The 16,141-nt window shown below is 33.7% G+C and carries 8 protein-coding genes; 1 reads left to right on the forward strand and 7 read right to left on the reverse strand.

Features of this window, described 5'->3' with window-relative positions:
• Window positions 1–194: 194 nt before the first annotated feature.
• On the reverse strand, window positions 195–1,400 hold the full coding sequence (locus C8E03_RS16675) for a pyridoxal phosphate-dependent aminotransferase (protein ID WP_330410851.1): 1,206 nt from the start codon (window positions 1,398–1,400) through the stop codon (window positions 195–197).
• A complete protein-coding gene (locus C8E03_RS16680; protein WP_110291643.1) occupies window positions 1,391–2,653 on the reverse strand; it encodes a Glu/Leu/Phe/Val family dehydrogenase in 1,263 nt (420 codons plus the stop codon). Before C8E03_RS16680 ends, C8E03_RS16675 begins: the two co-directional genes overlap by 10 nt.
• Window positions 2,654–2,982: 329 nt before the next feature.
• Here C8E03_RS16680 and C8E03_RS16685 point away from each other — a divergent pair, with 329 nt between their 5' ends.
• Window positions 2,983–3,411, forward strand: a complete 429-nt coding sequence (locus C8E03_RS16685) for an Lrp/AsnC family transcriptional regulator (protein WP_110291644.1) — start codon at window positions 2,983–2,985, stop codon at window positions 3,409–3,411.
• Between the two features lie 235 nt (window positions 3,412–3,646).
• Here the strand turns inward: C8E03_RS16685 and C8E03_RS16690 are convergent, their stop codons facing one another.
• From C8E03_RS16690 to C8E03_RS16710, 5 genes are all read right to left on the reverse strand, one after another.
• Complete coding sequence (locus tag C8E03_RS16690; protein WP_110291645.1) at window positions 3,647–5,647, reverse strand: methyl-accepting chemotaxis protein; 2,001 nt, start codon at window positions 5,645–5,647, stop codon at window positions 3,647–3,649.
• A 507-nt stretch (window positions 5,648–6,154) separates the two neighbouring features.
• Window positions 6,155–8,149, reverse strand: coding sequence for a methyl-accepting chemotaxis protein (locus tag C8E03_RS16695; RefSeq protein WP_110291646.1), 1,995 nt, complete (start codon window positions 8,147–8,149; stop codon window positions 6,155–6,157).
• Window positions 8,150–8,338: 189 nt separating this feature from the next.
• Window positions 8,339–10,576: an AraC family transcriptional regulator gene (locus C8E03_RS16700; RefSeq protein ID WP_110291647.1), complete on the reverse strand. Its 2,238-nt coding sequence runs from the start codon at window positions 10,574–10,576 to the stop codon at window positions 8,339–8,341.
• 252 nt (window positions 10,577–10,828) lie between these two features.
• A complete protein-coding gene (locus C8E03_RS16705; RefSeq protein WP_110291648.1) occupies window positions 10,829–12,805 on the reverse strand; it encodes a methyl-accepting chemotaxis protein in 1,977 nt (658 codons plus the stop codon).
• 112 nt (window positions 12,806–12,917) lie between these two features.
• Window positions 12,918–15,992 (reverse strand): EAL domain-containing protein, encoded by a 3,075-nt coding sequence (locus C8E03_RS16710; protein ID WP_110291649.1) that lies wholly within the window; start codon window positions 15,990–15,992, stop codon window positions 12,918–12,920.
• Window positions 15,993–16,141 lie beyond the last annotated feature (149 nt).

Below are 16,141 nucleotides of genomic sequence, written 5' to 3' on the forward strand. Positions count from 1 at the left end.
TAAAAACGCTAGAATCAAAAACCCTACCAACACAAATAAAGATTGTAATACATTTGGCATTTTCTTTTCCATATACCATCCTCCAATAATTTTATTGTTTTATCTTAATTTTTTATAGCTTATAAATTTATGAGAAGAAAGGAGAAATGCACATCGCATTTCCCTTTCTTTGTCAATAAGCAATTTCCAAAAAACTAGTTTAAGTAATCAACAAATTTCTTTATTCTTTCAATCCCCTTTTGAATCATCTCTATGGAAGCAGCATAGGATAATCGGATGTATCCATCTTGCCCAAAACCAATACCTGGTATGACTGCAACCTTTTCATTTTCTAAAAGAGCCTCTGAAAAATCAAAGGAATTATTTATTTGTTTTTCTTTATAATGCTTTCCTGTAAAATTTTGTATGTTTACCATTACATAAAATGCACCCTCCGGATTCCTGCAAGATAATCCATCAATCGAATTAATTGCCTTAACAATATAATTTTTTCTTTCTTCAAAGCATTTTCTCATTGTTTCGACTGAATCTTGCGGTCCCTTTAAACCTTCTATACTTGCATATTGTGCTATTGTATTTGGATTTGATGTAGCGTGACTTTGTATGTTGCTCATAATACTAGCTATTTTTTCAGAAGATGCTGAATAGCCAATACGCCAGCCTGTCATTGCATAACACTTTGACATTCCATTTACAACAATTGTCAACTCCTTAATCTTATCTCCTAAGGAAGCAATACTAGTATGCTCTCCTTCATAAATCAGCTTTTCGTATATCTCATCCGAAATTACATATAAATCATTTTTTACTGCAAAATCTGCAATTACCTGTAGATCTTCTTTTGTAAATACAGTTCCTGTCGGATTATTCGGACTGTTGATTATAATCGCTTTCGTTTTCTCGGTTAATGCATTTTCTAAAGCGGTTTTGGTAAATTTAAATCCATCACATTCTTTCATCTCAACATATACAGGAATTGCATCTGACATTTCTATCAGGTTTGGATAGCTTACCCAATATGGAACTCCTACAATTACTTCATCCCCAGGATTACAGATTGCTTGTAACGAATTGAATAAGGAATGTTTGGCACCATTTGATACGACTATATTTTTTACATCATATTCCAAATGATTATCCTTTGCCAGCTTTTCACAAATCGTTTTTTTCAATTGTACTAATCCGGATGCCGGTGTATATCCTATTTTTCCGCTTTCCATAGCTTCAAAAGCAGCTTTTCTGATATTTTCCGGTGTATTAAAATCTGGTTCACCCACGCTGAGTGATATTACATCCTCGCCCTGCTCTTTCATTTTCTTAGCTTTTGCAGTAATTTCAAGCGTTACAGAAGATGTAATCTTTTGGTTCTTTTTTGATAACTGCTTAGGAATTAGAACCACCCCCTTAATCTCATCGGAGTAGCGATACGCTTGATTGAAAACATATAAGCAGCTGTTCTCATATCATATCCTTTCTCCATTATTTCAACAATTTGATTAAAAGAATCTATCATCTTGGATTCCTGTTTTTGCTGCACTTCATCAAAAGTCCAATAGAAGTTATGAAGATTTTGAACCCATTCAAAATAAGAAACGGTAACACCTCCGGCATTTGCTAAAATATCAGGAACTATAAATATTCCTTTATCTAACAATACCTTTTCAGCGGCTGGTGTAGTAGGACCGTTGGCGCCTTCGCAAATAATCTTCGCTTTAATGGCATCTGCATTGTCAACTGTAATGGCATTTTCAAGCGCACAAGGTGCAAAAATATCACACTCAACTTTAAATACATCTTCTCTATCCATTTCTTTTTCAGCTCCGGCAAATCCCTTAATGGTTTTATTTTGCTCGGTATGTTTCATAAGAGCTTTAATATCCAGTCCGTCAGGATGATATAAGCAGCAATTAACATCTGATACTGCTATTACTTTACTACCAAGTTCCTCTAAGTATAAAGCCGCATAGCTTCCTACATTTCCAAATCCCTGAACGACAGAACGCTGTCCTTTCATTTCAAGGCCTTTGTATTTTACTGCTTCTTTTGCCATAAGCGCAACTCCGTAGCCGGTTGCTTCTCTTCTAGCATGGCATCCACCAAATTCTACCGGTTTTCCCGTAAAGGTTGCCATTAATGTTTGTCCTACACCTCTTAATTTTGAATATTCATCTGTCATCCAAACCATAATTTGGCCATTCGTATTAACATCCGGTGCCGGAATGTCTCTTCTCTCGCCAATAATTGGAGTAATAGCCTTAGCATATCCTCTTGCCAGTCTTTCCAGCTCACCTTGAGAAAGCTCATTCGGATCTACAACAACTCCTCCCTTAGCTCCTCCATATGGCAAATTCATAACTCCGCATTTAAAAGTCATCCAGGTAGCCAACGCCTTTACTTCGTCTTCTGTAACATTTGGATGAAAACGAACACCTCCCTTACATGGACCAGGTGCATCATTATGCTGTACGCGGTATCCTGTAAACATTTTGCTTGATCCATCATCCATTTTTACTGGTATGGACACTTTTAATACTCTTTCTGGTTCACTTAGTAAAAGATATACTGATTCATCTTCTCCTAATGCATCACAAGCTGCTTTTAATTGCATTTGTGCGATTTTAAATGGATTTCTTTCTTTTTCGTTAGTTGGCATTACTAACTCCTCCTTTTAGTTGTTGTGCATAATTAAAATTGGTTTTAACATTTATTCTTGTTGATTGTGTATAAGCGAATATTAACATTGCTATTTATTTTTGTAAATATGTATGATAAAATAATTAATAATATAAAATAATTAATCCAAATGCTTTATAAAAATAAATAAAATTAAATTTTTACTTTTTTTTATTAATTTCGCTACTATTTTTAAAAAGTTAAGGTTGACTTATACTTTATTTAGAATTATTATTGCAATTTATGACAAATATAAGATTTCTTTTACAAAATAATAAAATTTAAAGTACACTTTTAGGAGGTAACAAAATGGATGAAATCGACAAAAAAATACTAAAAACATTACAGCACAACGGGAGAGTTTCGATTAAGGATTTAAGTGCTCAAATAAATCTGACTCCTCCCGCCGTTAGCGAACGTATCAAACGTTTGGAAAATCAAGGTATTATATTGGGCTATACTGCAATTATTGATACCCAGAAAATAGGATTAAGTATTCTTGCCTTAATCAACGTATCAATGCGAGCTGACAAACACAAAGAATTCTATAAGTTTATACGGAGTCTAGACTCTGTAACAGAGTGTTATCATGTAACAGGAGCCTATTGCATGGTGGTTACGGTTTATTGTAAATCAATGACCGATTTAGAACATGTTGTTAATTTGGTACAGCAGTATGGAGATACTAACACCTTACTTGTTCTTTCCCGCCCCATTTCTCAAAGGCCGTTTTTTTGAAATGAGAAAGCACATACTGTGGCATAGCAATTTAACCTAACATATTATTTGCATACACCACTTTTTTTATACAACGATTCATTAAATCATGTTTGCAAATAATTGTTTAATACGCAACACCAATTCCTAATATAGATTTTTAAAAGGGCGTTTAATCCATACCAGATGACGCCCTTTTATTGTTTTACAAAATAAATAATTGCAATACTTAAAACGATAACTTAATTGTAAATAACTAATTAATCTTAAATCTGCTAATCTGATTTTTTAGCTGATTAGAAAGTTCCTGCAGCTCATTTGAATATTTATTAAATTCTTCCATAGACGCTGTTATTTCCTCGGTTGAAGCCGTAACTTCCTCTGAAGCTGATGCAGTTTCTTCCGACACCGAAGAAATATTTTCAATTGCAAGCACAAGAGAATTTTTATTATTATTTGTAACCATTTCTGAGCCTTTTATTTCTTCAACCTTAATCATCATCCCACCAATAGCTTCCATTATTTCACTAAATATATCTTTTGTCTGTACCACTGCAACATCCTGCTCTGCTACTACAGTTTTTGTTTGCTGTATTGCTTCTACGGCAACCTCTGATTTTTTTTGTATTGCTTCAATAATTTGTTTTATTTCCTCTGTCGAATGATGGGATTCTTCCGCAAGTTTTCTTATCTCTGCTGCAACAACAGCAAACCCTTTACCCGCCTCTCCTGCACGGGCAGACTCAATACTTGCATTTAAAGAAAGGAGATTCGTTTGATTGGTAATGCTAGATAATGTATCTGAAATATCACTGATTTTCTTCGTGCTTTCATACATATCATCAATTATGTTGTTTACGGCTTCGGTAGAAAATCTTGTTTTATTTGATTTTTCAATTAAGGCATCTACCATGCCTAAGCCCTTTGAACTTAATAATTTAGTTTCTTTTGAAATATCATCCATTTCATTCGAATTACCATGAATTTCATCTAGCTTATTTGAAAGGCTTTCCATTTGAAGCGCAGCATTTTGCGCATCCTGTGCCTGATTGAGTGCTCCATGAGATACCTCTTCAATTGCTCTGGCCACTTCACCAACTGAAGATGTTACCTCTGATGACATATTTGCAAGTGCAGATGATGTTAGTAAGACTGTTTCTGAGGAGTGCATGATATTTTTTATTAACTCGGAAATACTTTGAATCATTTTATTAAAGGATTGTGCTAAATCCACAAATTCATCATTCGTTGCTGCCATAATATCTACTGTCAAATCCCCTGCGGATGCCTTAGCAAAAACTTCTTTCAGCTTTATAATATTTCTTGCAATACCGCCGCTTAAAAGCAATGATAATACTGATGAAATAACAAGCATGATTAGTATCATTGTAATCATCGTAACTAAAATCGCTCGTGTATCTTTTGTTAATTCTGAATCATCCAAAATAGCAACTAATTTCCATCCGGTAATCGAGTTTGTTTGGAATAAACCAAACTGCTTCGTTTTATTTTCTACAAAGGATACAAATCCACTTTCTTGTGACTTGACATCATTCCAGAATGTCAAGCTTTGGGCTGCATCCGTATTCAATAGATCACTTTGAGGATGTGCTAGAATAATACCTTCCGTATCTGTAATAAATACATATCCGTTATTTCCTATTTTCTTCTGGCTTATCTTCTGCGTTAAATCAGATAATGTGCAATCTATAGCCATTACACCAACGATTTGATTGTCTTTTTCAACCGTTTTCGCAACCGTTATTACGATGTCATCGGTTGAAGCGCTTAAGTATGCTGAAGTCAACACTACATTTCCTCTGTTTTCTACGGCCAGCTGATACCACGGCCTTTGAGTTGCATCATATCCTGCCGGCATCTCTTGTTGTGGAGATATGATATACTTTCCAGATTCTGTTCCAAAATAACTTCCCAACAAATCCAGTTTATTATCTTGTATGTGATCCAATATGTCTTGTATATAATTTATGTTGTCTGCACTGTCAATGTCTATGAAATGACTGTTACTTGCTGTTATAGAAACCAACTCCATTAACCCATCAAAGTATTCATTCACACCATCATTAATTTCATTAAGGGTTTGAGTACTTGTAAGCATTAGTTTATCATTTAGAATTGTCTTTGACTGATAATACGATCCTATTCCAACTACAATAAGCGGAATAATACAAATAGTCATAATTCCTGCAATCAACTTGGTTCTGATACTATTCATTTTTGCTTTCTTTCTTTTCATAGTTCCTCCTTTTGCTTTATCTTACGACCAGCTTTTCAGCAATCTTTAAAATAAGCCATTTCTATTTTTAAGGCAAGGAATATTTCCTTGCCTTACTTTTAAATTATAGCGCATCACGCATTTGTACATTATGCACATTAATTTATTTATTAAAATTTATTATTATGCATTATGTATATTTTAATATTATCATCACTATTTATAGTTGTAAATATGCACCCATAAATTATTTATATTCAAACTTTTTTGTACATTATACTTTATAAAAATTATTTATTTATATTTATTCTTATTTTAATTAATTTAATAATAATTTTATAAGCAACTTTTATTCTTAATCTTTTCAAAAGAGTAATAATATGGTTTTAATAACCATTTCTATTTTATATAATAGCAAAGAGAAAATTAGCTTCTCTATCAAATATCAGAACTGAACTATTCTTACATATAAAAATAACGAGACTATTGAGATAAGTCCCAATAGCCTCGTTATTTTAACCTTGTATTTTATAGTACCTTAAATCTTCCAATCTGACTTTCCAACTGATTTGCCATACCTTGAAGTTCAGTTGAAAATCTGGTGAACTCTTCCATAGCCGCTGTGATCTCTTCTGTTGAAGCGGTAACCTCTTCTGAAGCTGATGCAGTTTCTTCTGATACCGCTGAAATATTTTCTATTGCAACCACAAGAGAGCTTTTATTATCATTTGTAATCGTGATAGATTTTCTGATTTCTTCAACCTTAATCAACATCTTATCGATTGCATCCAGAATTTCACTAAATATTTCTTTGGTCTGACCTACTGCAATATCCTGTTCTTCCACAACCTGTTTTGTTTCTTGAATTGCTTCTACCGCAATCTCCGATTTACTTTGTATTGTTTCAATAATCTGCTTGATTTCCTCTGTTGAATTATGCGATTCTTCCGCAAGCTTTCTAATTTCACCTGCTACAACAGCAAACCCCTTGCCTGCTTCACCTGCACGAGCCGACTCAATGCTGGCATTCAGTGACAGCAGATTGGTTTGATTAGTAATGCTGGATAAGGTATCTGATATAGCACTGATTTGCTTTGTACTTTCATACATATCATCTACAATGTGATTCACCTGATCAGTCGATAATCTTGTTTTATCGGATTTTTTAATTAAAGTCTCTACCATAGAAAGCCCCTTAGAGCTTAATGATTTTGTACTCTTTGAAATATCATCCATTTCATTTGAATTTTCATTAATTTCATCTAACTTATTCGATAGACTATCCATCTGAAATGCTCCATTTTGAGCATCCTGAGCTTGATTTACCGCTCCATGGGATACTTCCTCAATTGCTCTGGCCACTTCACCAACCGAAGTTGCTACTTCTGATGACATGGATGCTAAATTAGTAGAGGTTTCTAAAACTGTCTGGGAAGACTTTGTAACATTCCTCATCAAATCAGATATATTTCCAATCATTTTATTAAAGGATTCTGCTAAATCCCTGAACTCATCTTTTGTCGCTGCCGTTATAGATACCGTCAAGTCACCATCTGATGCTTTTGCAAATACTTCCTTTAGCTTTATAATGTTTTTTGCAATTCCACTACTTAAAAATATGGAGAGTAGAGATGAAATAACAAGCATAATTATAATTATAATAAGTGTCGTCATTAAAATCGCGCTAGTATCTGTCGTCAATTCAGAATCATCTAATACGGCAACAAGCTTCCAGCCTGTTATTGCACTGGTTTGATAAACACCAAATTTATTTTGTCCCTCATAGGTATATTTTACAAAACCGCTGTCCTGTGTCTTAACCTCGTCCCAAAATGACAACTGAGTTGTTGTATTAATAAGATCACTTTGAGGATGTGCCAAAACGGTTCCATCTACATTTGATATGTATACATACCCCGTATTACCAACCTTTTTTTCTGCAATCTGCTGGGTAAGTGCTGTCAAAGTGCAATCCACTGCAACCACACCAACTACTTTTCCATCCTTTTCAACTGTTTTCGCAATTGTAACAATATTATCACCTGTGGAAGCATCCTGATAAGGCGATGTAATTACCGTTTCTCCTTGTTTTTCTACCGCCATTAGATACCAATCTCTTGTAGTCGGATCATAGCCATCAGGCATTACATCTTCCGGCGCATTAACAAATTTTCCGGTAGCTGTTCCAAAGTATGCCGAAAGAAGCTCGGATTTGGTATCCTTTACGCTCATAAGTAAATCTTGTACGTAATCTATATTGTTGCCAGTTTCAACATTTACCAAATTATAATTATTTGTTGTCAAAGTAACCGTCTCTGATAAGCCGCTAAAATATTCATTTAAACTGTCATTTATTTGTGATAACGTTTGAGAACTTGTTAATGTCAGCTTGTCATACAATATAGATTTTGATTGCATAAAGGAACCAATTCCTATCGCTAAAAGCGGTAAGATGCAAATTGCCATAATTCCCGCAATCAGCTTAGTTCGTATACTGTTAAATTTCAATTTTTTATGTTTCATTTTTCCTCCTTTCGTTCATCGTTATAATCCTTTTTCTCTTTTTTAACGATACTTTAAATTTAACATTCGTTATCCTCAAATTGTAGATACAATACTTTGAATTTGAGCGCATTTTTCATATAAAAATCCATGAATAAGGAACCATTTTTTAACTAAACTTTAAAAAGGAACGATTCTTTAATAAATTAATTAGTCTTTTCCCTTTTTTCTTTCTCTATCGTTTGCTTCTCTTAATTTGCTTGGACTAACACCCTTCACTTTTTTAAACGCTCTGCGAAATGATTGTATACTATTATATCCTACTTCCTCTGCTATTTTAACTATAGTAAGCCTGCTTTCCTTTAACAGATTACAGGAACGTTCTATCCTTAACTTCTCAACATAATCTGCAAAATTAGTACCCGTCTGTTCTTTAAACAAGGTTGATACATAGCCTTCGGAAATATGAAATTCTATACTTAACATTGCCAGTCCTAAATTTGAGTCCATATAATGTGTATCAACATAGTCTTTCAATCTTTCATTCAACTTACTTCCTCTGTCACCTTTATTTGTTTGTGAACTATCGCCGATTACACCAAAGGCTTGCAATAGCAGTGCGTAATAATCCTGAATCTCTAATTCATAATAATGAATTGCAAAGGCATTCAATTGCTCTGTATGCTGTGACACTAAATCTGATTTGTCTATCTTAATTAATGTGCTAATAAACTGATTATTTAACTTCAAAAATTGACTTCTTGTCAGATTTCTAGTTTCAAAATTTTCTTTTAATGATAAATCCAACAGTTCCTTTATTTGATGTAAATCTCCTGACTGTGTACAGTAGATTAATCTTTCCTCAAACTGCTCTGGATAATAGAAGCTAGACTGCTCTCTCGCAATATCTTTATAAAATACAAGCTGCTTGTTTTCACATGCGAATTCCAAAGCTGCAATAGCCTCTTCACAGGCACGCCAAAGCTCCATAACCTGCACACAATGGTTACTGACACCCCACAAAGGATTTATTTTATACTCTCTTAGTATCCCCTCTTGAATATAAGAAATAATCTCATCGGGTTTTGATTCCCGTCCCATACAAGGTAAAATGACTAAATGAATCAAATGATCTACTTCGTAAAACCAAACTTCCTCCTTTATGAATTCTCGTAATTTAGCTTGAAGATAGCAAAAAGCCATTTGATTCTTCTTTAGTGTTTCATTTTCCGCCTCATTAATATCCTTATTTTCAAAACGAAATGCCAAAACCCGATATAGTTTTGAACTTACATGATATCCCACCTTAGAGGCTAGCACAAAAAGCTCCTTTTCGTTTGCAAATTCACCTCGCAGCAGTTTATATAGAAACGCATATTGTAACAAAGGTTTTTCATTTTTACTTTCATTTAGATAATGTTGATTGTCTGAAACGATACTGTTAAACATCTCTTCAAGCTTACTTGTATTTCTTTCTGCATTAGGAATGTAGTTGTCAAATATTTTATTGACTGGTTTTCCATACCTTATACTCATATAGTGTGCAAGAATAATCCCAATTGCTAATGCCAACAGCAAGATAAAATACTGACTTATTTTAATAAAATTAAAACTTTTCATAAGCTCAGTTCGATTGAAAATCAAAAGATACCTCCAAGTATTTTCACCAGAAACCGAATAGATGATTATATCATTTCCTAACTTTATATATCCTTGCAGCCCTTCAATTAATATACTTGAAAAATCAGTCTCTGTTTCATTTTGATTTGTCTGATAGGAAATGCTTCCATCCTGCTGTTGCATTAATAGTGACATGGTTTCATTATCATCCTCAAGAAACAGATGATTGATATAATCCATATTAAAATTACATATAACTGCCCCCATTAAGCTATGACCATCACTTCCCATAATAGGCTGAATCCATTGCAATGTATTATCATTCAATTGGTAATGTGCCTTAGAATCATCTTCTCCCTCAAGCAATCCCTTCATATCCTTATAAGTATCTTGTGCCGATGCCTTGTCACAAAATAAAGTACCATTCACCAGATAATAGTTTTCTTCATCAAAATAAATGACCACATTTTCCAGCAAATCTACTGCAAGATATTCCAAGATGTTATTTATTTTAGAAATGGCATCTTCTGTATTGGATGCATTAATGTCTGTACTTATCTCTTCCTCAGCCAAATCTTGAACTGTTTCACTTTTGGCAATCTGCAAAGCTGCAGTATGTATTTGCTTCATATTGCAATCTATTACATTGGTGCTGTAACTTAATGCATTCATTCTCCCATGTATTACCTCTTCTTCTGCAGCCTGAAAGTATAGCTTGAATCCGGTAAAACATATTAACAATGGTAAGATTAGTACAATCAAATATGATATTTTAAACTGCATGATAATATCATGCTTATAAATTTTTTTTAAATTTTTAATCCCCAAATGATACTTCCCTCCATTTATGTTACAAACACTTAATTAACAATCAAGTTTTACTGCAGCTAATTTCTCTCTCCCCAAAATCAGCAACCATGTATGCAATACCTAATAACTGCAAAAAACATTTAAGTTTCACATAGTTATTAAGCATTAATTAATGCAAATCGAGTAATACATCTTCCTGTTTACTCACAAATTATAAGGCAAGGTTTCCCTTGCCTTATAACTTGTGAGTGCTTGAATTATTAATATTATCTATATATCAAACTGCTTAATTGCTTCTAATAATACATTAGCCTCGTTAACAAGAATTTCAACTTCATCATTTATCTTCATTACATAGTTGTTTTGCTCCTCCGCAGAGCTTGCTACTTCTTCGGTTGCAGCTGCACTTTCCTGTGTTACAGCAGCTACCTCACTAATTGATTGTGTCACCTTTTCTGACTGAATTTGTATTTGCCTTGTTTCATCAGTAATATGAAGTGTTCGATTAACAACCTCATTCACCTTTTGCTCAATATCAAGATACAGCTTCCTGGTTTCCTGAATCGATACTTCCTGATCTGCCACAATCTGCCGTACATCTGAAACTTCCTTCACACTTTGCAGCGTTTTTTCCTGAATACCCTGCAACAAAACTCCAATCTCTCCACTGAATTTAGCTGACTGCTCTGCTAGCTTTCTAACTTCATCAGCAACAACCGCAAAACCTTTTCCATTCTCTCCTGCTCTAGCTGCCTCAATTGCAGCATTCAAAGACAATAAATTTGTCTGGTTTGCAATATCACCTATCACCTCTGCAATTTGTCTAATTACTTGCGACTTTTCTTCTAATTGGCTTATTGCTTCTCCAACCTTATTCGTTGATTCCTTATTACACTGCATCAGGGCTGCTTGATTATCTATCACATGAATACCATCATGCACCGATTGATCCACCTGCTTAATCATATCATTAGACTGCATACTATTAAGCATTATACGATTAATCGCTTGTGTTATACCGGCAACCATATCTGCCCCCACTGTTACTGACTGCGATTGCTCCATAGCCCCTCTTGCCAGCTCATTCGTAGTTTTTGAAATCTCTCCAGTTATATATTTGGTATTCCCTATTAATTTATTTACTTCACCCGATGAATGATCAACCATTTTAGCTGCATTGTTTATTTCCATAACTAATTTTCTTATATTGGAAGACATATTATTAAATGCTTCTCCCAATTCACGGATTTCTTTCGCACCTTTATTCTTAATTTGAACACTTAGATTTCCTTTTGCAACCTGTCTTGCTCCAATTGTCATCTCCTTAATAGGTTTTGCAAGAATGTTAGAAACTATTACTGCTATTGCAACAATAATTGAAAGTAGCACTAACAGTATAATTGCAAAGGATACTCTCATTGTTATAAGTTCTTTATATACTTCATCTTCTGTAATTGATACTCCCACAATCCATGATGTTTCAGGCATTTTCTGATAAACCATAATTCTTTTTTCATTATTATAGGTATACGACTCATAGCCAGAATCAGTACTTAACATTTTGGAAGAAATATCTTTCATGTCCTCTATATCTGAGATATTTGTATTAAGAAGTGATTGTTCAGGATGTGCTAAAATCACCCCATTAGGATCTAGCATAAATGCATATCCAGTCTCTCCAATTGTCTCTGAATTTACCTGCTGTGTAATTGTATCCAGTAATAAATCCATTGATAGTACACCTTGTAATGTAGAAGAATCAGAACGAATCGGAGTTGCAATTGAAACAACCAACTGACTCGTTGTCAAATCAATATAGGCATCGGTAAATACTAATCCATCACTGTCTTCTGCGGCCTGATACCAAGGTCTTTCCCTTGGGTCATAGTCTGCCGGAACATCCCATAAGGAACCATCAATCATTTTTCCATCCACGGTTCCGACATATAGGTCAGATACTACGCCTTTATTATCGGCTGTTTGTAATACTTGGTTTAAATACTCAGGGGTTACATTATTTTTGATTCCCTCCTTCATTAAAGCTGCAACAGAATCACCTACCTGTGCCTTACCCATTAACCATCCATAGATATAATCTTCTAAATGAGTTGTTTTAGCAGTTAACTCAGTTTCTATTTTGGCTGATGTCTGCTTTTGCATGGAATGATCTGCGTAAATTGCCAAAACAGCAACGGCAGTAAAAATAATACTGGTGAAGGAAATGACTAGTAATGTACGTAATTTCATAAAATGCACCCCCAATATATAGTTTTAGTAAATAATATAGTACTATGATACCACACTCTCTTTAAAATTCAATAAACGACATAATTGTTAATTTTTTTTTTATATTTGTTAATTATATTAGATTCGTTAAAACCTCTTCCATATCACTTGTTGATAATGGCTTATAGAAAAAGTACCCCTGTACCTCATCACATTTTTTCTCAAGTAAATAGTTAAGCTGCTCTTGTGTTTCTACACCTTCTGCAATTACTTTCAAATTTAAATCCTTTGCTAATTTAATGATAACATCGACTATAACCTTATCTTTTTCATTATTAAGTATACCACTGATAAAATGCATATCGATTTTTAGGCGGTCAACTGGCAGCAGTTTGATTCGGTTCAACGAAGAATACTCTGTTCCAAAATCGTCTATGGCCAAGGATATTCCAAGAGCCTTTAATTTAGACAGAACATCAAAAATATAATCGGACTCCTGAATCGCTATATTCTCTGTAATTTCTAATTCCAGATATTTTGAATCTAGTCCCGTATCAGCCAATATTTTCATCACCTTATTTACAAAATTAGTATTTAGCAATTGATTTACTGAAACATTCACTGCTACTCTGATTGGTAGTAAGCCTTTATTATGCCATTTTTTAATCTGCTGGCATGATTCTTTTAAAATCCATTCACCTATTAAATTTATTAAACTTGTATGTTCAGCAATTGGTATAAAAATTGCAGGTGAAATTAGTCCAAGCTCTGGGTGATACCATCTCGCCAATGCTTCTACTGCAATAATCTGACCTGTTTCAATTGATACTTGAGGCTGATAAACAATAGCTAACTCACTTCGATCCAGTGCATGATACAGATTACTGGTTATGACCATTGTTTGCTCAATTTCTTCTTTCATCTCCTGAGAGCAAAATACGAACTGATTTTTTCCACTGCTCTTTGCTTTATACATAGCAATATCAGCATTTTTAATTAGTGTATCATTATCCATGCCATCAGTTGGGAACACAGATATCCCAACACTTGCCGTTATGTAAATTTCTTGTCCTTCAATAAACAAAGGTTCTTCAAGCTGCTTAATAATTTTGGTGGCAACCGTTTCTATATCCTTTTCGGACATAATATTATTTAGCATAATTAGAAATTCATCACCGCCAAAGCGGCACACAGTATCTGTCTTTCGGATACATTTTGTCAATCTGTCTGCTATCATTATCAGTATTTTATCTCCATAATGATGCCCAAGTGTATCATTTATTATTTTAAAGGAATCCAAGTCTAAAAATATAATTCCAAATAAATCGCCGCTTTTATCTGCGGATGCAATAACTTGATTGATGCGTTGTCCAAACAATTGCCTGTTTGGTATATTGGTCAACTGGTCATAATAAGCCATTTTCTCTATTTTTTGCTCTGAATAGGTTTTTTTATAGGCTTCACCAAGAATGTTGCCAACTGTCATCAATATCTGAATAAACGCTTCATCGAATGTTTTATATTTTAATACATAATCTAATCTTAAAAAGCCTATTTTTTGTTCATGACTGATTAGCGGAATTGATAGCATGGATTTGACGTTTTGTTTTTCTAAAAAATCTTTTTCCTTTTCTGCTTCCTGTGTTAACTCTGCGACATCTGGTATCATTACTACGCCCGTTTCTTTGACCTGTTTCTTCAGCCATTCATACTTTGCAATTCGGGTATCTTGCAAAATTTCATCCTTTAATTTGCTAAATTCATTACACCAGCAATAATAATCCGCATGTTCCATATCATTTTTTATATTAAAATAAATATGAGCTCTATCCGCCTGCACATATTCACATACCAGACTAAGCACCTCATCCATTTTTTCTTTCATGTTAGTGCAGTTAACATTGATTACACGAGACGATATCAAGTATAGCAAGTCCTGTGTTTTAATTCGCTCCGATAGCTGGCTTAATCTGAATATATATATTTTATTAATATAGTAAATTAAACCAATTCCCACTCCCAAAAGCCCAATTCGTGTAAAATAGTCTGATGTATCAACATTAACAAGGCTGTTTGGCACCTTTATCCACATAAAAAGCTGCGTTAGTATGATAGATGTAGAAACCATTGTTAATATTGTTGAATTGTTAAACAGAAGAGTAGCTATAATAATAATAAACGGAAAAGCCCATACTGTTATTGCTGCATAGTCTGTAAAATTTAATGTAATAATTGGTATTGCGATAGAAAGCAAAATGGAATAAAGCATTACTTTTGCATCTTTTTTGATAGCTAATTTATATATTAAATATACACCCAAACCAAATAAGCATAATACGATTGAGAATCCAACAACTCGTTTTATATCCGTTGATTTAATAAAATAGCATTGCGAAATCAGATATAGAATTCCGCCAAAGCAAAACGCTTCTGAAAGATGTCTTGCAATCTTAGTTCTGAATTGTTCCATAAAAACAATATCATCACTTTGCGTATCTCCTTTCATTAAATTAGAATTACGAATGGAATAGCAAAGAATTAATATTGGTACAAGTAGAATAAAAGGCGTCAATTTATGAAAATAACACCCCATTTGTAAGTGATCCAAAAGCTCTCCAAGAATTGCAATCAGAAAAGATATAATGTAAGAATTATAAATATTCCCGGCCTGCTCTCTTTGATGATCGTCCTTAATTTTTTTCTTCCATCTATAGATCAAAAATATTCCAGCCAGAGTAAAGCTTATCATATATAAATCAAATAGTAATGTCCAAAAGCTAAAACCGGTATTGCTGACCCATCCCAATGAGATTTTCTTAAAATGATATAATTCTTCTGGTATTTCTTTTGAAACACCCCTAACATAAATCATAATAATAGCCGGTACATAAATGACATATTTCATCCATCTTTTTTTCAAAAGCCTTTCACTATCTGTCAATACAATCATGTAGTGCAATAAAAAGGCCCAAAATCCTGCCGCACCTATAGCTGAAAATTTAAGCCAGAGCACAGCATCTATTGCATTTGATGCAGTCAGAGAAAGTGCAGCACCAAAACACCAGCAGCTTAATGAGATACAAAATAAAAATGCCAGTCGATTCAAAATCGTATTGTTATTCATATACAAGAAATAAACACCAAGCATGATACATAGGAAAGTCACCATAAGATATAGACCCGATATTAAAACTGTTATATAATTCATATACTTCCTCACCCTAAATTTTTTATACAAATTTGCTGAATTTTATCGAAACTGTTACTAACAATTTAACGTATATTAATTGACAAGTCAATCATTATTCCAATAAATGATATGAATTTGAGTTATTAATTTTATTGCTCAAAATGGGT

The sequence above is a fragment of the Lachnotalea glycerini genome (genome assembly GCF_003201285.1).
GTDB classification, from domain to species: domain Bacteria; phylum Bacillota; class Clostridia; order Lachnospirales; family Lachnospiraceae; genus Lachnotalea; species Lachnotalea glycerini.